Below are 22,437 nucleotides of genomic sequence, written 5' to 3'. Positions count from 1 at the left end.
CCCCTATCGTCATTCGCCCGCCATCCCTTGTCGCAGGTGGCCCGGTTCAGGCTATGACCCCGACAGAAAGGAAATCACTCGCTGCCTGCAGATTTTTTTCGTTGAAGGTCATGGGAGGTAAAGCCCGTAAACACTGGGCAAACGGCCATTACGAGCAGCTGGAGCGCTCTACGCCGTGAAAAAAGCTGGCCACGACACTCCCGCTTTGCTGTGGCATGCGCTTTACTGACAAAAAATCTTGTCATGACTGTTTCTGAATAGAATCAAGGACTCACTCGATACGCCGATAAGACGAATGCGCAGAGTGCTGCGACAACAAGACGTCAAAAATCCCACGCAGCGTCAACGAATCGGCACCACGGCGATAGAAAAACACAACGGTATTTTTCTGACCCGTAAAGGCAGAGTCGCCAGGCGAGCATGGAGCGACACGTGAAACATGGATCTGAAGCAGTGAGTGAACAGCATGCGGTTGCAGCCCGTTGACAGCCTTTCCCTGACCCGTACCAGTCTGGTCGAGTATTTCCTGCTGGGCATCCGCCTGGCTCATGGCCTGGCTTGTATCCTGCCCGGATTGTTGTGGCTGGCATTCGAACCCATGACTGGCAACGATGCCGTCGACAAAAGTCAGGTGGGTATCCTGCTGGTCTACGGCGGGCTCAGCGTATTGATCTTCCAGGCCCTGGGTGTGTACTCGGAAGCCCTGTTCAGCAATGCCCTGCGCCTGCGCATGATCCTCTTCGCCTGGATCGCCGCCTTCGGCCTGCTGATGATGCTGCAGTACTTCATGGGCGTCCTGAGATTCTTCACACCGGAACAGCTACTGATCTGGTTCTTCGCCACCCTGGGTCTGCTGTGTGTGCTGCGCCTTGCGATGCTGCTGATGTTCAAGCGCCAGATGAAAAAGGGCGTGTTCCTGCAGACGGCGGTGATTCTCGGTGCCACCGAGAACGGTCTGCGCCTGGCCGAGTATCTGGTCGAGCATCAGGATATCCGCTCCGGGGTGATCGGTTTCATCGACGACCGGATTGGCCGCATGCCCAAGACGGTCGCCAACCTGCCGCTGCTGGGCAACACCGGCGACCTGGAGCGACTGATCCGCGAGGACAAGATCACCCAAGTGCTGGTCGCCCTGCCCTGGACGGCGGAAAATCGCATGGATTACATCATCCGCGAATTGCGCCGCCTGCCGGTCACAGTGCTGCTGGTGCCAGACATGATCGCCTTCCGGCACACCCATAACCGCATCACCGAAGTCGCCAAACTGCCGATGTTCAACGCCTCGGACGTACCGCTCAACGGCTGGTCGCCGTTCATCAAGCGCGCCGAAGACATCGTCCTGTCGTCACTGGCGATCCTGGCCCTGTCGCCCCTGATGCTGCTGATCGCCCTGGCCATCAAACTCGACTCCAAGGGGCCGGTGCTGTTCCGACAGAAGCGCTACGGCTACAACAATCGCCTCATCGAAGTGTTCAAGTTCCGCTCCATGCACCAGCACCAGGCCGATGCCACGGCGGAAAAACAGACCACCCGCCACGACGCCAGGGTCACGCGGGTCGGGCGCTTCATCCGCAAGACCAGCCTGGACGAGCTGCCACAGTTGTTCAACGTGGCGGCCGGCACCATGTCGATGGTGGGCCCGCGCCCGCATGCCACGGCGACCAAAGCGGCCGGCATTCTCTTCGAACAAGCGGTAAAGGAGTACACCTCACGCCATCGCGTCAAGCCAGGTATCACCGGGCTGGCGCAGATCAAGGGCTACCGGGGTGAGACAGACACCGTGGAAAAAATCGAGAAGCGCGTCGAACTCGATCTCGAATACATAGAAAACTGGTCCGTCTGGTTCGATCTCTACATCCTCATCCGCACTGTTCCGGCAGTGCTACTCAACCGAGAGGTCTATTGATGAGCACCCTCATCCCCTGCATCGTCGCCGGTGGTTCAGGCACCCGACTCTGGCCAGTCTCTCGCGAAGCCATGCCCAAGCCGTTCATGCGCCTTCCCGACGGTGAAAGCCTGCTCCAGAAGACCTTCAACCGCGCCAACGGCCTGCCTGGCGTAGGTCGCCTGCTCACGGTCACCAACCGCGAAGTGTACTTCCGCACGGTGGATGACTACCGCACCCTGAACAAGAATCGTACGAAGCTGGATTTCATCCTCGAACCGATGGGGCGCAACACGGCGCCGGCGATTGCCGCTGCAGCCCTGCATGTATCGCGGCTGTATGGCGCCGACACCCAGCTGCTGATCCTTCCGGCCGATCACCTGATCGTCGACACAGAAGCGTTCAAGAACGCAGTCGCCAGCGCCCGCCAGCTCGCCGAACAGGGCTGGCTGGTGACCTTCGGCATCCTGCCGCACAAGGCTGAAACCGGTTTTGGCTACATCGAGAAGGGCCAGGCGTTGAACGGCGACGGTTACCAGGTGGCGCGCTTCGTCGAAAAACCCGATGCGGCCACCGCCCAGACCTATGTGGATGGCGGCCTGCACCTGTGGAATGCCGGCATGTTCTGCCTGCGCGCCGATGTGGTACTGGCCGAGCTGCAGGCGCACGCTCCGGATGTGCTGGAAGCGGTCAGCGCTTGCCTGGACAAGAGCACCAGCAAGGAGGGCAACAACGAACTGCAGGTGGAAATGGACAACGAACTGTTCGCCCAGGTGCCAGACATCTCCATCGACTATGCCCTCATGGAGCGCTCGGCCAAGGTCGCCGTCGTGCCCTGCCAGCTGGGCTGGAGCGATATCGGCTCGTGGCAGGCCCTGCGCGAGCTGACGCCCGCCGACAGCAACGGCAACCAGTGCAACGGCCAGACCGTGCTGCACGATGTGCACAACTGCTACATCGACTCGCCCAAGCGTCTGGTCGGTGCGGTGGGCCTGGACAACCTGATCATCATCGACACCCCCGACGCCCTGCTGGTCGCCGACGGCGAGCGCAGCCAGGAGGTCAAGCTGATCGCCCAGGAGCTCAAGCGCCAGGACCACGAAGCCTACCGGCTGCACCGTACCGTGACCCGCCCATGGGGCACCTACACGGTGCTGGAGGAAGGCAAGCGCTTCAAGATCAAGCGCATCGTCGTGCATCCCCAGGCTTCGCTGTCGTTGCAGATGCACCACCACCGCAGCGAACACTGGATCGTGGTCAGCGGTATGGCGCAGGTCACCAACGGTGACCGTGAGTTCATGCTCGACACCAACGAGTCGACCTTCATCAAGCCTGGGCATACCCACCGCCTGGTCAACCCGGGGGTCATCGACCTGGTGATGATCGAGGTACAGAGCGGCGAGTACCTGGGTGAGGACGACATCGTGCGCTTCACCGATATTTACGGACGAGTGCCGGCCCAGGCCAGCAAGGCCTGACCCTGGCGGTTGGATAGCGGCTCCCGCGCCACATGGCACGGGAGCCGGGTTGCAGAAATGGAATCGGCCCTTCAGGCCGGCATGATCGTTTTTCCCCGTCAGGGAGCTGTACTCATGCAACAGAGAAGTTCAGGGCTCATCAAGAGCATGCTGCTGGTAGCCGGTGTCTTGCTGCTGGGCGCGTGTAACACCCCCGCCCGTGTCGGCCTTCCTGACGACCAGGCAGTGGTCGACGCCGCTCGCTCCGCCGGGCGGCAGCTGGAAGGCAAACCGCTGCCGGCGCAAAAGATCCGCGCGGGCGACACCTTGCGCATCGTACGCAATACCGGCGAATCACCGAGCATCTCAGCGTTTACGGCCAACTCGATCTACGAGCTGACGCTGTTCCAGGTGCTCAACGACGGGACCTTCTCGTATCCGTACATTGGCACTGTGCAGGCCGCCGGCCTGACCGTGCCGGAGCTGACCCGACAGTTGCAGACCCGCCTGGAGGACGTGTACCGCGAGACCGCCCTGACCATCAACATCTCCCAGGCACCGGGCAACACCGTGTTCGTCGGTGGTGCGGTGCGCAATTCGGCGTCACTGCCGGTGAGCGTGGCCACCACCCTGGACCAGGCCATCGTCGGCGCTGGCGGCGTAGCCCCGGATGCCGATGCACGCCAGGTTGCCCTGCTGCGCCTGGAAGACAACGGTCTGTACAAGACCTACCTGTTCGACTACAGCAAGTTCCTGTGGGCCTCCGCCGAAGCTCCGCGCGGCCCGGTGTGGCTGCAGCGCGGCGATGTGGTCTTCGTTCCCAAATCCTCGGTCGGTAACAAGGTCGACGGTGTCAACCTGTACTTCAACCAGCTGATCCCCTTCGCGAAGTCGATCGGCCTGGGCTTGAACTACGAGTTGCGCAACAACAACTAACCGTCAGGGAATCAGACATGATCAACATCCGTTCCTTTCGCGACCTGCTGCGCCTGTTCTTCATCTTCAAGCGCGAAGTGCAGGTCACGGTGATGGTGACCTTCGTCATCGTCGTCCTCGGCGCGTTCCTGTTGCCCAACCGCTACGAGTCCACCGCCCTGCTGCTGGTCAAGCCCGGTCGTGACAGCAGCACCGTGCCGATCGAACTGTCCAACCGCCAGGCCATCGTGGTGCCCAGCGCCCTGCGCGACCCACTGCTGGATGAAGAGCGCATGCTTACCGGCCGGCCGATCACCCGCACGGTCGCCGAACGCTACCTGGCGAAAATGTCCGAAGCCCAGCAGGAGGGCGGCTTCATCAACACGGTGAAGAACCTGCTCAAGAGCTCGGTGTATGCAGTGCTCGACACCGGGCACCGCTTTCTGGAGATCATTGGCCTGGTAGAACGCCGTTCGCAGGTCGATCGCCTGGCCGAAAACCTGGAAAAAGGCTTCAAGGTCCGGCACGACCCGGGTTCTTCTGTGATGGAGCTGACCTTCACCTGGGACGACCCGGCGGTGGCCCAGGACGTGCTGCGCCACTGGATCGAGGAATACCAACTGCAGCGTACCAAGACCCTGGGACGCATCAGCCTGTACACCTTCTTCGATAACGAGGTGAAGGAAACCGCAGGCAACATCCTGTCCTACAAGAAGCAGATCCAGGCCTACCTCAACCAGTTGGGCGCGGTGAGCATCGCCCAGCGCCTGGCCGATACCTCGCAGGGCCTCAACGACCTGCGGACCGAGCGCAACAATACCGTACGCGCCATCGCCTCGACCAAGGCGGGCCTGGAAACCCTCAAGAAACAGTTGGCCACCCAGCCCAAGACAGTGTCGGCAGGTCGGGAACTGGCCTTGAACCCCAACCGCCAGGACCTGCAGAACCGCATCAACGGCAAGGAAGTCGAGCGCCAGGAAATGCGTCGTTCGTTCAAGGACAGTGCGCCGCCGGTGCGTGCGATCAGCGAAGAAATCGACAACCTCAAGCGCCTGCTCAAGGAGCAGGACGCGACCATCCAGCGTTCTGAAAGCATTACCCCCAACCCGATCTACAACCGCATGCAGAACGTGTATGCCGACCAGCAGGCCAGCTTCGCCCGCTTGCAGACGCAACTGGCCGAACAGGACGCACAGCTGGCGCAACTGGAACGCGACCGGCAACTGGCCTTGAGCCTGGAGCCCGAGTTGTCGCGCCTGCAAAACGAACTGGATGCCGCCGAGAAGAGCTATGCGCTGTACACCGACAGCCTGGAGAAGGCGCGTATCGACCGTGAGCTGGACAACAGCCAGATCAGCAACATCGCGTTGATCGAAGAAGCCACCTTCAACCCCAGCCGGGTCTTTCCGAAAAGCGTGCTCATGATCATCCTGGCCGTGCCATTGAGCCTGCTGGTGGGTCTGCTGGCACTGTACTTCTTCTACCTGCTGGACCAGCGCATCCATGACGGCGACAAGATCGAAAGCCGTTTCGGCGTACCGGTATGGACCAGCCTTCCCGACCTGGAGCACGCCCAGGAGCGGCAAGCAGCCTTTACCTCCAATCTGCACCGACTCTACGGCATCCTGCCGCTGGAACAGGTGGCACAGGAAGGCCTGGCGCTGGGCTTCACCTCGGCGCACAAGGGTGAGGGCGTGACCTTCGTGATCGAACGGCTGGCCGACATGCTCCGCGAGCATGGCCACACCGTGCGCACCGAGGGCCCCGGCCCGGCGCTGCCTGGCGAAATCGCCATGATCGACGCCTCAGGTTTATATGCCAACGACAAGGCTTTCGTGCTGCTGCGCGAAGCCGACCTGATCGTGCTGGTGGTGCGCGCCGAACAGACCACCGTACCGATGTTCGAGGATGCCCTCACCACCCTGACCACCGCCTTCAAGCATGTCGACGGCATCATCATCAACCGCCGCCGCTTCGAAGTGCCTGAAAAAGTGCTGAAGTTCTTCAAGCGCATCCGGAGACACGGCTGATGCGTATCGTCCTGATTGCCCCGCTGCCGCCGGAGCAGAACGGCATCGCCGACTACGCCGGGCATCTGCGCAATGCCCTGCAGGCGCTGGATGTAGAGGTGCTCACGCCGCTACAGGGCGTCGGCAACGACCCGGCGCTGGCCCGGCAGCGGGTGGCCAGCCACGACTGGAGCGGCATCGACCTGGTGCATGCCGAGCTGGGTGGCGGGCGGCTTGCCGAGTTTCGAGCCCTGCAGGCCCTGCGCGAGCGGTGTCCGCAACTGCCGCTGACCGCCACAGTGCACGATCCCGAGCGGCTGGTCTGGCGCCTGGAGAAACTGCCCTGGCCGCTCTCGCTGGCCAGCCGTCTACCCTCGCCTGCACCGGAAGCCGCGACGGTGCTGGCCGACCCACTGTGCCTGCGCGAGGAGCGCCAACTGGCACGTGGCATGACGTGCCTGGTGACCCTGACCCGGGCCGGCAGCCAGAGCCTGCGCCAGCGCATGGGCCTGCGCGAGGAGCAGATGGTGGTGATCAACCATGGCAACCTGGAAATCCCGCCAGCGCCGCTGCCGCCGCTACAACCGTTGCGCCTGCTGTATTTCGGGTTCATCTACCGGGGCAAGGGCATCGAAGACCTGCTCGACGCCCTGGCGGCGCTGTTCGTCAGTCATCCGCAACTGCGTTCGCGGGTACGCCTGACCCTGGCCGGCGGCAGCGAACCGGAAATGGCCTTCGGCGCCAAGGGCAGCTACCTCGATGAACTGCGCCAGCGCATGCGCCAGTTGGGCCTGACCGACCTGATCGACTGGCAGCTCGACCTGCCCGCCGACCGGATCGCCCAGGTCATCCAGGCACACCACGTGATGGTCCTGCCCTACCGTGAGTCGAGCAAGCTGAAGATTCTCGGCCAGCTGCGCGGCACCAGCGGCGCGCTGTCCTGGGCGGTGGCCTGCGGGCGCGGGGTGATCACCTCCGACGCCCGCTCGTTTGCCGAGGAAGTCTCCCACGGCAACGGCACGCTCTACCCACAGGGTGACGTCGCGGCGTTGACCCAGACCCTGGCACGTATCTGCAGCGAGCCGCAACAGGCCGAACAGTGGGCAGCCTGTGCCGCGCAGTTGGGCCAGGCCAGACAGTGGAGCCGTACCGCAGAACGTTTCCGCGATATGTTCACCCAGGCTTGCCAGACGAGGTGATGCGATGAAAAACCACCGTTACAGCGCATGGCTGGGCGCCGCCTGGCTGACCCTGGGGCTGGCCAGCGCCACGCCGGCCGCCGCCGAGACCGTGCTCAAGGGCACGCACGAGGTGGTATGGAAGGACTTTCTCGGAGTCAACGCACAGTTTGCCTACTTCAGCCCCGAGGTCTACCAGCGGCAGATGGATGCCCTCGACCAACTGGGCCTGTCGTGGATACGACTGACCCTGCACTGGCCGCTCATCGAACCGGAAAAGGACAAGCTGAAGCTCGAGCCCGTGGACGCGGCGATGGCGGAAATGAACCGTCGCGGCTACCAGGTACTGGCCTATCTGGTCGGTTCGGCGCCTTTTGCCAGCAGCGCTGCGGCCAATGACGAGGGGCGCGACCAATACCCGCCCAAGGACTTCGAGCAGTTCGCGGCGCGCATGGCCGACCTGGCCAAACGCTACCCTCAGGTGAACACCTGGCAGGTGTGGAACGAACCCAACATCGTCTGGCGACCCGAGGCCGACCCGCAAGGCTACGGACGGCTGCTCAAGGTCACTACCGACGCCATCCGTGCGGCCGTGCCCGGCAAGCCGGTGGCCACCGCCGGCATGGCCTATTACAGCCAGTTGCATGACAAGCCTGGCTATATGCTGCAGACCCTGGTCGACAGCGGCCTCGGCCAGCAGGACATCGTCGCTGCCTACCATCCTTACTCCGAATACCCGGAAGGCGACTCGCCAGCCGACCGCGACTTCCTGGTACGCGGCAATGCCATGAACAAGATGCTCCACGACGCCGGGGTCAGGCAGGTATGGGCCACCGAATGGGGCTGGTCGAGCTATGCCGGGCCCAAGGAAATGCAGGAAATCATCGGCCAGCGCGGGCAGGCCGACTACACCCTGCGGCGCCTGGCCCTGATGAGCACCATGGACTATCAACGCATCTTCCTGTTCAACCTCAACGACCTGGACGAGCGCGCCACCCCCAGGGACCAGGGCTACGGGCTGGTGGACCTGAAGGGCAACGCCAAGCCGGTGTACCTGGCCCTGCAGAATTTCCTGAACATCACCGGCCCGCGCCTGCTGCCGAGCGAGCCGCCTGCGGTGAGCAGCGTGCCCGGGGACCTGTACGCGGTGTCGTGGAAGCGCCCGGACGGCAGCAACCTGCTGATGTTCTGGAGCGCGGCAGGCCGCTCGCTGACCTTTCCACGCATCAGCGACGCGGTGCTGCATGACCCGCTGGACGGCACGCGCTCGACCCTGTCCAACGCCGCGGGCGTGACCCTGGCGCTCAAGCCGACCCTGCAGATTCTGGAATGGAAGCCCTGAGCATGCGCATTCTCTGGACCCTCCCCTATCTGCCCTGGCCCACCACCAGTGGCGGCAAGACCCGCGAATACCACCTTTTGCGTAACCTGGCCGCGCGCGGTCATCGCATCACCCTGCTGGTGCAGTCCAAGACCGAACTCGATGAAAAGGGCCGCCAGGCCCTGGAGCCCTGGCTGGAGCGCCTGATCGTCCTGCCCCGGCGGCCGCTGCGCAGCCTGCGCACCCTGCTGGCCGTGGCCTTCGCACCGGCGCCGATGCTGGCCAGCGTGAATGGCTACGCCCCGGAGCTGGAGCGCACCTTCGCCGAGCTGCTCAAGGAACACTGGGACATCATCCAGATCCAGCACACCTACGCCTTTCAGCCGTTCGAACGCGCCCTGGCCACCAGCGACAAACCGTTCATCCTCACCGAGCACAACGTCGAATCGGCACTCGGCGCTGCCAGCTACGACAAGCTGCCCGCCTTGCTCGCGCCCTTCACCCTGTACGACCGCTGGCGCTATCGGCGCTGGGAGGCCCGGGTGTTTCGTCAGGCCGGTGAGCTGATCTCGGTCACCGAAAGCGACGCCAAGGCCCTCTCGCGCCTGAGTGGCAAGCCGGTGTCGATCGTGGTCAATAGCGTCGATTGCGACTACTACGCCAGCGTGCAGCCAGACCGCGAAGGCCAGCAGTTGCTGTTCATCGGCAACTATGAGTACGCCCCCAACGTCGATGCCGTGGTCTGGGCGCTGGACGAAATCATGCCCAAGGTCTGGGCCGCAAAGCCGCAGGTGCGCCTGACCATCGCCGGCTACGCCATGCCCGAATCCTGGCGCGAACGCTGGCCCGACCCGCGCATCGAGTGGCTCGGCTACGTGCCCGACCTGCGCGCCCTGCAGCGACGCTCGACGATGTTCTTCGCCCCGCTGCGCCAGGGCGGCGGCTCGAAACTGAAGATTCTCGAAGCCATGGCCGCCGGCCTGCCGGTGGTGACCACCGCGCAGGGCGTTTCCGGCCTGGCCGTAGAGCACGAGGTTCATTATCTGGGCAGTGAAGACGCCGCCGAGCTGGCCAGGCTGATCACCGACCACATCGACGCCCCGCTGCGCCTGGCCGAGCTCGGCGAAGCCGCTCGCGCCTATGCCCGCACGCGTCACGACTGGGCGGTTTCGGCCGCGCAGCTGGAAGCCACCTACATCCGCCTCACGCCCCCCACCCCAGGAGCGCGCCCATGCGCATAGGACTCGACTACCGTGCCGCCGTCGGTTATCCGTTCACCGGCATTGGCCGCCAGAATTTCGCCCTGGAAGATGCGCTGCGCAGCTTTCCCGGCGCCAGCCTGCAGCTGTTCGGCGTCGCCCCCGAAGGCCATCCGATACGTCGGCGCATTCATGCTCCGCGCTGGTCGGCACCGCTGGCCTCGGTGCACCGCCTGCCCGAGCGCCTGAAGTTCGAAGGACTGTTCCTGCCCGGTGCGCTGCGCGATGCCGGTATCGAACTGTACGTCGCCAACATCAACATGGGCCTGCCGCTGGGGCGCAAGCCCGCAGGGCTCAAGTACGTGCTGCAGCTGCATGACCTGTTCCAGCTGACCCAGGAAAACCACCACGGCTCGCGCCTGAAGGCACGCCTGTACCGCTACACCGACCGGTTGTCCATCGAGCATTCGCTGAAGGTCGCCGACCGGGTCTGGCTGCCTTCGCAGTACAGTGCCGACGAAACGACTCGGGTGTTTCCCTGGGTGGCGCCGAAGCTGCGCGTGGTGCCGGTCCGGGTCGACAGCTTTGCCGGCGAGCCGGCCGACATCAGTGCTCTGGCCCTGCCGGAGCGCTACTGGTTGTGCGTAGGCACCCGCGAACCGCGCAAGAACATGGTCTGGTTCGTCGACGCCTGGCAGACCGCACGCCGACGCTACCCGCACATCCCTGCCCTGGTACTGGTCGGCGGTGACGAGGTGCTGCACCCTAACCAGCGCCAGCTCGATGGCCTGCATGTGCGGCGTGGCCTGAGCGACCCCGAACTGCATGCGGTGTATCGCCAGGCCGAGCGCCTGTGGCAGCCCTCGCGCGCCGAGGGCTTCGGCCTGCCGGTGATCGAAGCCCTGCGCGTCGGCACGCCGGTGGCCGTGGCCACTGGCAGCTCGCTGGACGAAATCACCCCACCGGACAGCCCGCGCTTCTCGCCCTACGATGGCGACGCGCTGATCCGCCTGATGGGTGTGCTGTCCACGGCCAGCGCCGAAGACCCGCAACACTTGCGGGAATGGTCGCTGCGCTATGACCGCCCCGAGTTCGAACGACGCGTGCACGCCGCTCTGGAGGAGCTGCGCTGATGCCTTTCGTCCTGCCCATCGGACTGTTCTGTGCCCTGCTGTTCGGCCTGTTGATCTGGCTGACACCGGTGTCGATGGTCCTGCTGGTACTGGCAGGCATGGCGTCGATCGTCACCGTGGTACGTCGCCCGGTGCTGGGCTTGCTGCTGTTCTGCGTGCTGGGCACCTTCATTCCTTACTCGACCATCCAGATCGGCGTGCGGACCACGGTGTCCGAGGCGATGATCATGCTGACCTGGGCCAGCTACCTGTTCCAGGCGATGTTCTTCGACCAGCCGAAACGCCCACCGATGATGCGCACCGAGCGCCTGCTGCTGGCCTTGATGCTGTTCAGCGCCTTTCCGTTCATCGTGGGGCAGGTCTCGGTGGTGGCCGAAGGCAACGGGCCGATCAACTGGGTGCGCTGGCTGTTCAACCTGTCAATCCTGTTTCTGGTGCCGCGTCTGCTGAACGAGCGCAAGACCCTGGAACAGGCGGTCACCGCCATCATGCTCGGCACCCTGGGCCTGTTGCTGCTGTCGATCCCGGTGTTCCTCGTCGAGCGCTCGGCCACGGCGATGATCCCGATCCTCGGCGTGCTCGGCTACAGCGGCGTGGACGTGCTCAACAGCAGCCTGCTGGCCCTGGCCGACCGCATGGGTTCACCCTGGATGCACCCCAACGTGGCTGGCGGCGCCCTGGCGATGATCCTGCCACTGGCATTCTGCTTCGGCATGACCCGCAGCGGCGGGCCGCGCAGCCTAGCACTGGCGGTCGCCGGCCTGGGCACCGTCGGCCTGCTGCTGACCGGCTCGCGCGGCGCGCTGCTCAGCCTGATGGCGATCATGCTGTGGATGGCCCGGCGGCGCATACCGCATCTGGGTCGCCTGCTGCTGGCCGGCGCCTTCGCCGGGGTGGGCCTGCTGCTGCTCTATCCGCCCCTGCAGGAGCGGATCATGAGCCTGTTCTCCGATGACGACGTCAGTACCGCGATCCGCTTCCTGGAATACAGTCACTTTCCCGAGGCAGTGGCCAGCTTTCCGTTCGGTATCGGCTTCAAGGTCGACCCACCGGTGCCCAACTACACCGAATTCGGCATCTCCAACCTGTGGCTGAACTTCGTCTACAAGATGGGCCTGCCGGGCATGCTGCTGTTCATCGCGGTGACCCTGAGCTGGTGGAAACAGGTACGCCCGCCCAAGGGCAGCATCGTGCTCACCGCCGAAAACGCCATCGCCCTGGGCAGCACCTGTGGCGTGCTGACCGCGCTGTTCAGCGGCCTGTTCGACCACTACTTCAGCTTCACCCCGGTTCTGACCGCGCTGTTCTGGCTGTTCGTCGGCATCAGCCTGCATGAGAACCGGCGCCTGCACATCCAGGCCATTCAGTCATTCAAGTCCGGCATTGCCAGACCCGCACAGGAAAAACAGCCATGAAACATCGCCTGATGCACTCGCACAACCTGCGACAGGCCCTGCCCGAATACGCCGAGAAAATGGGCGTCAGCCTGGAGGAGCTGGAGCAGGCCTATGAATGGATGCTGGCCAACGATGTGTGCTTCGAAACCCGTATCAAGGACAAGACGCTGTCGTTCATCAGCTATCTGAACATCGAGCCACGCATCGAGCATCCACTGGCGCGGCGCTTCTACCGCCTGCTGGCCAGCGAGATCCGCGGTGCGCTGATCCCGCTCTACGGCATCAACTGGCCAACCCTGCGCGACCGCATGCTGCGGGTCTGGGAGCAGCTGTACAACATGCTGATCTGCAAGATTCCCAGCCACCACCTGCGCCTGGCCTGGCTGCGCCTGGGCGGCGCGAAGATCGGCAAGGGCTCTACGGTGTGGCGCAATACCGAGGTGCTGGGCGTCGACAGCCTGCGCATCGGTGACGACACCACGGTGGGCTGGCACTGCCAACTCGATGCCCGCGGCGGCCTGATCATCGGTGACCACGTGACCATCGCCTCGCATGTGCTGATCATCGCCGGCGGCCACGACCTGCAGGCCCCGGAGTTCTGGGCGGTGGGCGGGCCGGTGTTCATCGGTGACTACGCCTGGATCTGCAGCCGGGCACTGCTGTCGTTCGGCGCCGACATCGGCGAAGGCGCCGTGGTCGGTGGCGGCAGCGTGGTGTCCAAGCCGGTGGCGCCCTACAGCATCGTCAGCGGCCCGAATGCCGAGGTCAAAGGCGAGCGCGCGCGCAACCTGAACTACAAGGTGGGCGGCAAGGGCCTGTTCACCTTGTTCCACTGACCCCAGCCCATGCTCGGTTCGACGTTGTGGCTGACCCTGGCCACCCTCACCGGCCTGGCAGCAGGCTTTGCCCGCGAATGGCTGCTGGTCGCCGCCTGGGGCGCCGGGGCGCAGAGCGATGCCTTTCTGGTGTCGATGTTCCTGCCCGAGGCGTTGCGCATGTCGCTGGCCGGCGGCCTGCTAAGTGCCGCCGCCCTGCCGCTCTATCAGCAGCGCGACGACCTGCAGCGACGCCGCTGGCTGGCGGCGCTGACTCCACGCCTGCTGTTCGGTGCGCTACTGCTCAGCCTGCTGCTGGCGCTGGGCGCCAGCGTCTGGGTGCGCCTGGTCGGCCCTGGCCTGGACGCCGCAGGCTACGCCCAGGCAGCCGGCAGCCTGCACTGGCTGGCCTGGTGTGCACCCGGCTTCGTCCTGCACGCACTGCTCTGCGTGCCATTGCAGGCCCATGCACGCTTCGTGCTCGCCGGTCTGGGTTCGCTGCTGTTCAATCTGCCGCCGGTGCTGTACCTGGCGCTGATGCGCCAGGCCGCCACGCCGGACATGCTCGCCGGGGCCTGCCTGCTGGGCAGCCTGTTGATGCCGGCGGTGTTGCTGCCCAGCCTGTATCGCCTGGGCTGGCGACCGTGGCGCCGGGACACCGAAGCGGGTGCCGTCAGGGAACTGCTGCAGCGTATCGGCCCGCTGCTGGGCAGCAACCTGGCCAGCCAGGGCCTGGCGCTGCTGGAACGCATGATCGCCTCGCTGCTGGGTGAAGGCGCGGTGACCTGGATCAACCTGGCGCGCAAGCTGATCAACCTGCCGCTGATCGCGCTGATGAGCCTCAACCAGGTGTTGCTGGGCCTGATGAGCGGCAGCGCCGGCCAGGCGCGTCTGGCGCTGCTGCGTCGCGGGCTGGCCAGCGCCACCCTGCTGACCCTGCCGGCAGTGGCCGGGCTGATCGGCGCCGCCGGAGCGCTGGTGGTCCTGCTGCTGCCGCAACAGACCCACCAGGGACCGTTGCCAGCCCTGCTGGCGTGGTTCGCCACGCCCTTGCTGTTCAATGCCTGGAACGCCTTGCTGGCCCGCTATGCCTATGCCGATGGCGATACGCGCCTGCCTCTTCACTGCGAGCTGCTGGGTAGCCTGGGCAATGCCGTGCTGCTCGCGGTGTTGCCGTGGTGGCTGGGAGTCAACGGCATCGCTCTGGCGGCGCTGGGTGGCGCACTGCTGACCGGCGTGCTGCTGCTGCGCCGCCAGGGGTTACTCCAGGTCGCGCCGTGGCGCAGCCACTGGCCGCTGGCGGCACTGGCCATGGCCCTGGCAGCGTTGCTGCTGCACCCGCTGCAATCGGTGCCCTGGCAACTGGGCCTGAGCACGCTCTACGGATCGGGCCTGCTGATGGCCCTGGGGCTTTGGCTCAGGCCATGGGCAACAGCCGCCTAAGCCTCGCTGAAGCCGCGCCTAGCCGGTAAAGAGTTCAACCGGTAGGACCGGCTTCAGCCGGGAAAGCCCTGGTGAGCCTTGCGCGGCTGAAGCTGCGCCTACCCGCGACCCCCTCGCCGTCTAGGCGGTGCGCTGGTGCTGCGAGCAGATGCGCTTGAGGGTCTGGCGCAGCCAGCGATGCGCCGGGTCGTTGTCGAAGCGCGGGTGCCAGGCCTGTATCACCTCCACCGGTTCCAGTTCCAGCGGCAGGTCGAAGGCGCGCATGCGCAAGCCCATAGCCTGCAAGCCCCAGATCACCGGCTCTGGCAAGGGCAGCAGCAGGTCGGAGTCGGCCACGCCAAAGATCGCCGAATGAAAGTGCGGGGTGATCAGCGCTACCCGCCGTTGCAGGCCCAGGGCGCCGAGGGCCGTGTCGATCGGGCCGCGCGCGACACGCTGACATGGTCATAGGCCGCCAGCCGCTCAGGCGTGATGGGTCCGGCAAAGATCGGATGATCCTCACGCGCCAGCCCACAGAAGCGCGAAGTGAACAGCTTCTGCACCTTGGTCTCCGGGCCGAAGTTGCGCCGCGAGGCGATGTACAGGTCGATGCGTCCTTCGCGCAAGGCATCGTCGTCATCCACGCCCTCGGGCACGAAGCGCAGCGTGCAACCGGGCGCGCCTTCGCGCAGGGCATCCATCAGCCGGGCACCGAACGAGCCGAAGAACACGTCGTTGGAGCGTATGTTGAAGCAGCGCTCCAGGGTGCTCATGTCCACCGTATCGCGGGCCTGGAACACCTGCGCCGCCTGCTCGACCAGCTCGCGCACCTGGGCCTGCACCGCCAGCGCCCGCGGTGTAGGCACCAGATTGCGGCCGGCGCGCACCAGGACGGGGTCGCCCAGCGCCTCGCGAATACGGCTCAGCGTGCGGCTCATGGCTGCCGGGCTCAGGTGCATGCGCCGCGCGGCGCCGACCACGCTGCCTTCGTCGAGCAAGGCGTCGAGGGCGATCAAAAGATTGAGGTCCGGGAGTTGCATGGCGTCATCCGTTGTCAGAGGCCACGATGATAACGCGAAGCGCGGCGGCGACAGACAGCATCCTCTTGCCATGCACAGCGGCCCGGGCCGGCCGGAGCCGTCGTGTAGTGGTCGCCGCGACCACGCAAATCGCGCATCATGTGCATTCCGCTGAATGGAGACAGTCATGCGCTTGATATCCAAAGTAGTGCCGCTTGCGGCGTTGTACCTGGGCCTGTCGTTCAGCGCGCTGGCCATGGCCAGTGAAGAAACCCGCCTACTGGAGTCGATCAACAGCTACCGCAGCCAGGCCCAGCCGTGCGGCGGGCAGGCCTCGGCCGAGCTGCCGCCGCTGGCCAGCGATCCGCGTCTGCTGATGCCAGTGAGCAACACCACCGACCTGCAGCAGGCCATGACCCGCGCGTCCTACCCGATGGTCACCGTACAGGCCATCACCTTGTCCGGGCCCCGGGATGCCGCCGCCGCGATGCAGGCCATTCAGGAGAGCTTCTGCCAGGTGGTGCTCGACCCGCAGTTCGTCGACATCGGCATCAGCCGCGAGAACCGCGACTGGCGCATCGTCCTGGCCCGCCCGCTGCTGACCTCGCGTCTGCGCGACTGGCAAAGCGAAGGCCAGGCACTGCTGAGCTTCATCAACACCGCGCGTGGCCAGGCCCGCCAGTGTGGCACGCAGTCGTTCGAAGCCGCCCAGCCGCTGACCTGGAACACCAGCCTGGCCGGCGCCGCCGAAAGTCACAGCCGGGCGATGGCCAACAACAATTTCTTCGATCACAAGGGGCGCAATGGCGACACCCCGGGCGACCGCGCCGAACTGGCCGGCTACCTGGCCCAGCAGATCGGCGAGAACATCGCCGCCGGGCAGGACAACGCGCGCAAGGTGGTCGATGGCTGGCTGGCCAGCCCCGGGCACTGCGCGACGCTGATGTCGCCGGCCTACCGTGAACTGGGCGCCGCCTACGCCGCCGACCCGAAGAGCGATGCGGGCATCTACTGGACCGCCATGTTCGGCGCGCCGAGCGGCAACGGCGGCGAGTAGATTCGCGGGAATCTTGCCCCTGCCCTGCTGCCCAAAGTCAGGTGCAAGCCTTTGCGGAGAACGATCATGAGCAAGCAGCAGCAACCCCGGCAGGACCAGTCGCAGCGCGGCGACCTCGAGCACAAGCCGGACCAGGCCGGCAAAGTCGGCGAGCGCAACAAGGACCTCAACCGCCAGGGCGAACAGCCGCGTCCCGGCACCCGCCCGGACGGCGGCCAGCGCTGAGTTCGTTACGATCAGCGGCGCGGCCCGACCGACGCCGCCGACTGCAGCACGTCGCGGAAGTAATGACGCAGGGCCTGCATCGCCGGGCTGGGCTCGCGCTCGCGGTGCCAGGCCAGCCCGACACTCATCGGTGGCACACCGTCGCTGACGGTCATGGTTTCGATGCGCTTGCCCTCCAGTGACCAGGGGCGGTGCACCAGGTCAGAGAGAATTGCCACGCCACTGCCGTTGGCGACCATGCTGCGCACCGCCTCCACCGAACTGGTACGCACCCGCACGTTGGGCTGTTGCCCGGCCTGGTTCCAGTAGCGCATGGCCGTTTGCGCGGCCTCATCGACCGTCAGCAGGATGTAGGGTTCTGCAGCAATATCGGCCAGGCTGACGGCCGGGCGCTCATACAAGCGGTGATGGGCCGGCAGCCACAGGCGACGCTCGGAGTTGAACAGCGTTTCGGAGACGATATCCGGGTGGGTCAGGTTGGCGGTCAGCACCACGGCCATGTCGAAGTGCCCCTCCAGCAAGCCGCGCTCGATGGCTTCGCGCTCCTGCTCGAAGACATGGATATCGATCTGCGGGTGCCATTGCGCCAGGCGCTGCAGATGATGCGGCAGGAAGTAACCGATCACCGTGTAGCTGGCCGCCAGGCGCAGGGTCCCGGCGGCCCGTGCCGCCGGCAACGGGCTGTTGAGTGCGTCGTCGACACTGCGCAGGATCACGTAGGCGCGGTTGAGAAAATGCCGACCGGCGTCGGTCAGGCTCATGCCTTGTGCCGAGCGCTGGAACAATTGCACGCCGAGCAGGCCCTCCAGCTCCTTGATCGCCGTAGTCACCGCCGACTGCGAAATATTCAAATGCAGGGCAGCCTGGGAAATCTGGCCTATTTCTGCCGTGGCCACGAAGTAGCGCACCTGGCGCAAGGTCAGTGACATGGCACCACCCCTTCTGTTTTTTAGATGACAACCCCTCGATTAATAAATCTTCCCAAGGGGGCAACGCGGAATCTAACGTGCTGGGCGTGCACTCACAAGCAGCAGGAGCAGGCTCATGAAGGAAGTGGATTTCAATTCGGACATGGGCGAAAGCTTCGGCCCCTGGACCATCGGCGATGGCGTCGATCATGAGCTGATGGCGCTGATCAGCTCGGCGAACATCGCCACCGGGTTCCATGCGGGAGACCCCGGTACCATGCGCCGCACCGTGGAACGGGCCAAGGCCCTGGGCGTCGGCATCGGTGCCCACCCTGGTTTCCGCGACCTGGTCGGCTTCGGCCGCCGGCACATCAACGCACCGGCCCAGGAGCTGGTCGACGACATCATCTATCAGCTTGGGGCCCTGCGCGAAATGGCGCGTGTGCAGGGCGTCGAGCTGCAGCACATCAAACCCCATGGCGCGCTGTTCATGCACCTGGCCCGCGACGAAGAGGCGGCGCGCCTGCTGGTGCAGACCCTGCGCCAGCTGGCCCCGCAATTGTTGCTGTACTGCCTGCCCGACTCAGTGATCTGCCACGTTGCCGAGGAACTCGGTCAGCCGGTGGTGCGCGAGTTCTACGCCGACCGCGAATACGACCTCAGCGGTTCCATCGTCTTCACCCGCAACGTGCGTGCCTATGACCCATCGGTGGTCGCCGCGCGGGTACTGCGGGCCTGCCAGGAAGGCCTGGTGCGTACCGTCGAAGGCGAAGACCTGGCGGTGACCTTCGACTCGATCTGCCTGCACAGCGATACACCAGGGGCCCTGGACCTTGCCGAGGCGATCCGCCAGATCCTCGACGACGCCGGCATCCAGGTGCGCACGCCGCACTGAAACCGGCCGGCACCCGGCACACTCGATGCCGGGACCGGATGCAGTCCTTGCCTGCCTTTACATCCGCCTTCGAAGAGGAACAGAGATGGCCGCCTCCCCCATCATCACCGCCTCGTACGGCGCCCCTGGACGCCACAAGGACCCACGCCCATGAGCACGCACCAACCGATCCGCTACAGCTTCGGTGCCGACGAGCATCTGTTCGCCGAAGTCAGCGAAAGCATGTCGCTGCAAGCCTTCTTCAAGGGCATGGCGATCACCCGCGCCGTGGAGCGCCTGGAACTCGACGGCGTGCTGGACGTGTGCCTGGCCAACGCCTCGTTCCAGATCCGTTTCGACCCGGACCGCATCGCCCCGCAGGCGCTGCTCGAAGCTGTGAAAGGCGCCGAGGCCGGCGCCGTGGCGCAGCGTACCCTGCAGACGCGGATCATCGAGATTCCGGTGCTCTATAACGACCCCTGGACCCACGAGACGCTGATGCGCTTTCGCGACCGTCACCAGGACCCGGACTCCACCGACCTGGAGTACGCCGCCCGTATCAACGGCCTGGCCGACGTACAGGCCTTCATCGACGCGCACAGCGGCGCGCCGTGGTTCGTGTCGATGGTCGGCTTCGTCGCCGGGCTGCCGTTCATGTTCCAGATGGTCGAACGCGAACGCCAGCTGCAAGTGCCCAAGTACCTGCGCCCGCGTACCGACACGCCCAGGCAGACCCTGGGCCATGGTGGCTGCTTCGGCTGCATTTATTCGGTGCGCGGCGCTGGCGGCTACCAGATGTTCGGCGTAACCCCGGCGCCCATCTACGACCCCGAACAGAAGCTCGCCTACCTCAAGGAGCACATGGTGTTCTTCCGCCCCGGCGACATCGTGCAGTTCAAGCCCATCGACCGTGCGGCCTACGATCAGGCGCTGGCCGAGGTCGAGGCGGGACGCTTCGACCTGCGCATCCGTCCGGTGGAATTCTCCCTGGACGCCTTCCTGGCCGACCCGGCCGGCTACCCGACCTCGTTGCTGGAGCAACAGCCATGATCAAGGTACTCAAACCCGGCCTGGCCACCTCGGTGCAGGACCTGGGCCGCGAAGGCTACTACCACCTCGGCATTCCGCCCTCCGGTGCACTGGACCAGTACGCCTTGCGTGCCGCCAACCAACTGGTCGGCAACCCGGCCAACTGCGCCGCCCTGGAGTGCACCCTGCTCGGCCCGGAGCTGCAGTTCGAGCGCGACGCGCTGGTCGCGGTGTGCGGCGCGCAGATGACCCCGCGGCTCGACGGTCAGGACATGCACCCGGACACCGCCTTCGCGGTCAAGGCCGGCCAGGTGTTGAGCTTCGATTTCCCGCGTGCCGGCGCCCGCGCCTATCTGGCCGTGGCCGGCGGCATTGCTGTACCGCCGATGCTCGGCAGCCGCTCGACCTATACCCTCGGTTCGCTGGGTGGCTTCGAGGGCCGGCGCCTGGCCGCTGGCGATCGCCTGCCGCTGGGTGAAGACCCTGGCCGGGGCCGGGCGGGCAACAGCCTGCCCATGGCTTTGCGCCAGAGCCTGGGCGGCGAAGTGACCCTGCGCGTGGTACCGGGGCTTTACTACCACCGCCTGACGCCCGAGGCAGCGCGCGACTTCTTTGCCGACCCCTGGACCGTGGGTTCCGAGGCCGACCGTATCGGCTATCGCTTCAGGGGCGCCAACGCGCTGGGCTTCGAGCCGCGCGAGCAACCGTTCGGCGCCGGTTCCGATCCGTCGAACATCGTCGACAGCTGCTACCCCATCGGCTCGATCCAGGTACCGGCCGGGCTGGAACCGATCATCCTGCACCGCGACGCGGTGTCCGGTGGCGGCTACGCGATGATCGGCACGGTGATCAGCGCCGACCTCGACCTGGTCGGGCAGATGCAGCCCAACCAGCAGGCGCGCTTCGTCAAGGTGACCCTGGAGCAGGCGCTGGAGGCGCGCCGCTCCCGCCACAAACGCATCGCCTGCCTGGAAAGGCTGTTCGGCTGAGCCATGTGGCCGGTGGGAGCGGCGTTAGCCGCAATACTGGTCAGTTAGGCCGGGTAGGCGGCTTCAGCCGCGAAGCGACCGCCTGTTCGCAGCAAATGCAGTGAGTTTCCTGGCGCTTTCGCGGCTAAAGCCAATACTGGTCAGTTAGACCATTGGAGCTTGCTCGCGAATGGAAGGCTATCTGGACCGGGTATACCCGCCGCAGCATCAGTGCCCTTGAGTCACCTTTCCGCCTTTACGGCGGGTTACTTTTGGTTTCGACCAAAAGTAACCAAAAGCCATTGCTCCTGGCTTGGGTCTGCCCTGCGGGCAGACTTCCCTCCTTCCGGCGCCATTCCAGGGGGTCGGCGCAATGGGCCGTCCCTGGCCCAGTGCGCCTAAGCCGGCTTCCCTGCCGGCTTACCCCCTTCCATGACACCTCCCTCGGCCTGCACCGAAGTCTCATTCAGCGGTATCTGTAAGTTTTGTGTTTGAAAAGCAAAAGCGACGCCAAATCAGATTGCTCTGGTCTAAAAGATCAGTATTGGCTTTAGGGGCAATACTGGTTAGTTAAGAGCTCTTCGGCTCTTGTTGGAGCGAGCTTGCTCGCGAAAGCGCCAGGAAACTCACTGCATCTGTTGTGAGCGTGCGGTCGCTTCGCGATTGAAGCCGCTCCTATCCGGCCTAACTGATCAGTATTGCTTGAGGGAAAATCCGATCAGGTCAGCGCAGGCAGCTTAAGTTGTGCTGACCTGATCGGAGAATTTTTGAAAAACGTTACAGATTTTAATATTTAAAGCTAGTACTCGCTTTGCCGCAAGAGTCAATGGAAAGTAAAAACTTTTTCCAATTCCCTCCCGTGTGAGACTTCATAAGAATATGCAGTTCGTGCACTAGTTCGGAAGCCCTGTCTTCAGGGTCGCTCAATAATTCACTCAGGAGTGAGCCATCTCTAACGATTGAGTACTTGGACGACACCGACCATCCATCGTCATAAATTTCGTGCTCAAACTCACATCGTACTTCTTCATACTGTCCAAGCGCGGAGTTATGCATAATTTGGGAGAGCAAGTTCAAAATTTCTACCTGTTTATCAATACTCATTGACCTGCCTCGTTTTTGAATGTTTTGCGAATTTTCTCGCCATTGATAGAGTAATCAATTGTTAGTGAGTTTGGGCGTACAGATGTAGAGTCGGTCCTTGAGAAGCGTACTGTCACGGGACCCACCTGCTCGCCGCGATTCAATGCGCCCTTTATTCCGTTTTCCCATCGTTTGTATGCTGAGTTATTGAAATTCTTATCCTGCGGGAAAAGATTAAAGCGATCACAGGTTCCGCCATACTGGCAAGCTTGGATGTGTCCTCCAACATCTGTTGGCAACCCTTCCTTACCAACTGCCGTTTGGCGTGCATCACGTGTGCCCTTCTCTAAAATAGGATTGAACGTAAGCTCTTCTACGAAGCCGTTTGAGTTTGTCTTAAATTCTGTGCCATTACTTAGTTTGATTTGGCTGCTGGGTGGTGGGTCATTCAGAACTTTATATCCAGGTGTGCCTTTGCTGGCGGACGACACATCTACCTCAATTACAGATAGGGTGGTTTCCTGACTCGACGCGTTCCTTGCC

The 22,437-nt window shown here is 64.3% G+C and carries 18 protein-coding genes and 1 pseudogene; 16 read left to right on the top strand and 3 right to left on the bottom strand.

What is annotated here, in order from left to right; translation table 11 throughout:
• Window positions 1-466: 466 nt before the first annotated feature.
• From RRX38_RS00095 to RRX38_RS00045, 11 genes are all read left to right on the top strand, one after another.
• Window positions 467-1,906 carry an undecaprenyl-phosphate glucose phosphotransferase gene (locus RRX38_RS00095; protein ID WP_315961021.1) on the top strand — a complete coding sequence of 480 codons (1,440 nt, stop codon included), beginning with the start codon at window positions 467-469 and terminating at the stop codon, window positions 1,904-1,906.
• Entirely contained in the window at window positions 1,906-3,363 is a 1,458-nt protein-coding gene (locus RRX38_RS00090; protein ID WP_315961020.1) for a mannose-1-phosphate guanylyltransferase/mannose-6-phosphate isomerase, read from the top strand. Before RRX38_RS00095 ends, RRX38_RS00090 begins: the two co-directional genes overlap by 1 nt.
• A 138-nt stretch (window positions 3,364-3,501) precedes the next feature.
• On the top strand, window positions 3,502-4,278 hold the full coding sequence (locus tag RRX38_RS00085; protein WP_315962741.1) for a polysaccharide biosynthesis/export family protein: 777 nt from the start codon (window positions 3,502-3,504) through the stop codon (window positions 4,276-4,278).
• Window positions 4,279-4,295: 17 nt separating this feature from the next.
• A complete protein-coding gene (locus tag RRX38_RS00080) occupies window positions 4,296-6,287 on the top strand; it encodes an exopolysaccharide transport family protein (RefSeq protein ID WP_315961019.1) in 1,992 nt (663 codons plus the stop codon).
• Window positions 6,287-7,465, top strand: coding sequence for a glycosyltransferase (locus RRX38_RS00075; RefSeq protein WP_315961018.1), 1,179 nt, complete (start codon window positions 6,287-6,289; stop codon window positions 7,463-7,465). The genes RRX38_RS00080 and RRX38_RS00075 overlap by 1 nt, the downstream gene beginning before the upstream one ends.
• A gap of 4 nt (window positions 7,466-7,469) precedes the next feature.
• Window positions 7,470-8,786, top strand: coding sequence for a cellulase family glycosylhydrolase (locus tag RRX38_RS00070; RefSeq protein WP_315961017.1), 1,317 nt, complete (start codon window positions 7,470-7,472; stop codon window positions 8,784-8,786).
• A 2-nt stretch (window positions 8,787-8,788) separates the two neighbouring features.
• Complete coding sequence (locus tag RRX38_RS00065; protein ID WP_315961016.1) at window positions 8,789-10,006, top strand: glycosyltransferase family 4 protein; 1,218 nt, start codon at window positions 8,789-8,791, stop codon at window positions 10,004-10,006.
• Entirely contained in the window at window positions 9,997-11,097 is a 1,101-nt protein-coding gene (locus tag RRX38_RS00060; protein WP_315961015.1) for a glycosyltransferase family 1 protein, read from the top strand. Before RRX38_RS00065 ends, RRX38_RS00060 begins: the two co-directional genes overlap by 10 nt.
• Entirely contained in the window at window positions 11,097-12,512 is a 1,416-nt protein-coding gene (locus RRX38_RS00055; protein ID WP_315961014.1) for an O-antigen ligase family protein, read from the top strand. The genes RRX38_RS00060 and RRX38_RS00055 overlap by 1 nt, the downstream gene beginning before the upstream one ends.
• Window positions 12,509-13,330: an acyltransferase gene (locus RRX38_RS00050; protein WP_315961013.1), complete on the top strand. Its 822-nt coding sequence runs from the start codon at window positions 12,509-12,511 to the stop codon at window positions 13,328-13,330. Before RRX38_RS00055 ends, RRX38_RS00050 begins: the two co-directional genes overlap by 4 nt.
• A 9-nt stretch (window positions 13,331-13,339) precedes the next feature.
• Window positions 13,340-14,752 (top strand): lipid II flippase MurJ, encoded by a 1,413-nt coding sequence (locus RRX38_RS00045; RefSeq protein ID WP_315961012.1) that lies wholly within the window; start codon window positions 13,340-13,342, stop codon window positions 14,750-14,752.
• A 120-nt stretch (window positions 14,753-14,872) separates the two neighbouring features.
• Here the strand turns inward: RRX38_RS00045 and RRX38_RS00040 are convergent.
• A pseudogene (locus tag RRX38_RS00040) lies at window positions 14,873-15,771 on the bottom strand (LysR family transcriptional regulator).
• 166 nt (window positions 15,772-15,937) lie between these two features.
• On the opposite strand from RRX38_RS00040, the gene RRX38_RS00035 reads away from it, so the two are divergent.
• Together RRX38_RS00035 and RRX38_RS00030 are read left to right on the top strand one after the other, a co-directional pair.
• Window positions 15,938-16,807, top strand: a complete 870-nt coding sequence (locus RRX38_RS00035; RefSeq protein WP_295477420.1) for a CAP domain-containing protein — start codon at window positions 15,938-15,940, stop codon at window positions 16,805-16,807.
• Between the two features lie 66 nt (window positions 16,808-16,873).
• Window positions 16,874-17,032 carry a hypothetical protein gene (locus RRX38_RS00030; protein WP_315961011.1) on the top strand — a complete coding sequence of 53 codons (159 nt, stop codon included), beginning with the start codon at window positions 16,874-16,876 and terminating at the stop codon, window positions 17,030-17,032.
• A gap of 11 nt (window positions 17,033-17,043) precedes the next feature.
• On the opposite strand, the gene RRX38_RS00025 is transcribed toward RRX38_RS00030, so the two are convergent.
• Window positions 17,044-17,961 (bottom strand): LysR family transcriptional regulator, encoded by a 918-nt coding sequence (locus RRX38_RS00025; RefSeq protein ID WP_295477424.1) that lies wholly within the window; start codon window positions 17,959-17,961, stop codon window positions 17,044-17,046.
• Window positions 17,962-18,076: 115 nt separating this feature from the next.
• Here RRX38_RS00025 and RRX38_RS00020 point away from each other — a divergent pair, with 115 nt between their 5' ends.
• From RRX38_RS00020 to RRX38_RS00010, 3 genes are all read left to right on the top strand, one after another.
• Window positions 18,077-18,835: a 5-oxoprolinase subunit PxpA gene (locus tag RRX38_RS00020; protein ID WP_315961010.1), complete on the top strand. Its 759-nt coding sequence runs from the start codon at window positions 18,077-18,079 to the stop codon at window positions 18,833-18,835.
• 150 nt (window positions 18,836-18,985) lie between these two features.
• Window positions 18,986-19,864, top strand: coding sequence for an allophanate hydrolase subunit 1 (locus RRX38_RS00015; RefSeq protein WP_315961009.1), 879 nt, complete (start codon window positions 18,986-18,988; stop codon window positions 19,862-19,864).
• Entirely contained in the window at window positions 19,861-20,832 is a 972-nt protein-coding gene (locus RRX38_RS00010; protein WP_315961008.1) for a biotin-dependent carboxyltransferase family protein, read from the top strand. Before RRX38_RS00015 ends, RRX38_RS00010 begins: the two co-directional genes overlap by 4 nt.
• Window positions 20,833-21,911: 1,079 nt before the next feature.
• On the opposite strand, the gene RRX38_RS00005 is transcribed toward RRX38_RS00010, so the two are convergent.
• Entirely contained in the window at window positions 21,912-22,385 is a 474-nt protein-coding gene (locus RRX38_RS00005; RefSeq protein WP_315959658.1) for a DNA/RNA non-specific endonuclease, read from the bottom strand.
• Between the last annotated feature and the right edge of the window lie 52 nt (window positions 22,386-22,437).

Source organism: Pseudomonas sp. DTU_2021_1001937_2_SI_NGA_ILE_001 (assembly GCF_032463525.1).
Taxonomy (GTDB): domain Bacteria; phylum Pseudomonadota; class Gammaproteobacteria; order Pseudomonadales; family Pseudomonadaceae; genus Aquipseudomonas.
This window is presented reverse-complemented; position numbering and strand designations above follow the sequence as displayed.

Coding starts and splice junctions, on each gene's coding strand:
- RRX38_RS00060 (WP_315961015.1), top strand. CDS start 9,997: ATGCGCATAGGACTCGACTACCGTGCCGCCGTCGGTTATCCGTTCACC.
- RRX38_RS00075 (WP_315961018.1), top strand. CDS start 6,287: ATGCGTATCGTCCTGATTGCCCCGCTGCCGCCGGAGCAGAACGGCATC.
- RRX38_RS00025 (WP_295477424.1), bottom strand. CDS start 17,961: ATGTCACTGACCTTGCGCCAGGTGCGCTACTTCGTGGCCACGGCAGAA.
- RRX38_RS00010 (WP_315961008.1), top strand. CDS start 19,861: ATGATCAAGGTACTCAAACCCGGCCTGGCCACCTCGGTGCAGGACCTG.
- RRX38_RS00020 (WP_315961010.1), top strand. CDS start 18,077: ATGAAGGAAGTGGATTTCAATTCGGACATGGGCGAAAGCTTCGGCCCC.
- RRX38_RS00065 (WP_315961016.1), top strand. CDS start 8,789: ATGCGCATTCTCTGGACCCTCCCCTATCTGCCCTGGCCCACCACCAGT.
- RRX38_RS00070 (WP_315961017.1), top strand. CDS start 7,470: ATGAAAAACCACCGTTACAGCGCATGGCTGGGCGCCGCCTGGCTGACC.
- RRX38_RS00050 (WP_315961013.1), top strand. CDS start 12,509: ATGAAACATCGCCTGATGCACTCGCACAACCTGCGACAGGCCCTGCCC.
- RRX38_RS00080 (WP_315961019.1), top strand. CDS start 4,296: ATGATCAACATCCGTTCCTTTCGCGACCTGCTGCGCCTGTTCTTCATC.
- RRX38_RS00045 (WP_315961012.1), top strand. CDS start 13,340: ATGCTCGGTTCGACGTTGTGGCTGACCCTGGCCACCCTCACCGGCCTG.
- RRX38_RS00090 (WP_315961020.1), top strand. CDS start 1,906: ATGAGCACCCTCATCCCCTGCATCGTCGCCGGTGGTTCAGGCACCCGA.
- RRX38_RS00095 (WP_315961021.1), top strand. CDS start 467: ATGCGGTTGCAGCCCGTTGACAGCCTTTCCCTGACCCGTACCAGTCTG.
- RRX38_RS00030 (WP_315961011.1), top strand. CDS start 16,874: ATGAGCAAGCAGCAGCAACCCCGGCAGGACCAGTCGCAGCGCGGCGAC.
- RRX38_RS00035 (WP_295477420.1), top strand. CDS start 15,938: ATGCGCTTGATATCCAAAGTAGTGCCGCTTGCGGCGTTGTACCTGGGC.
- RRX38_RS00055 (WP_315961014.1), top strand. CDS start 11,097: ATGCCTTTCGTCCTGCCCATCGGACTGTTCTGTGCCCTGCTGTTCGGC.
- RRX38_RS00015 (WP_315961009.1), top strand. CDS start 18,986: ATGAGCACGCACCAACCGATCCGCTACAGCTTCGGTGCCGACGAGCAT.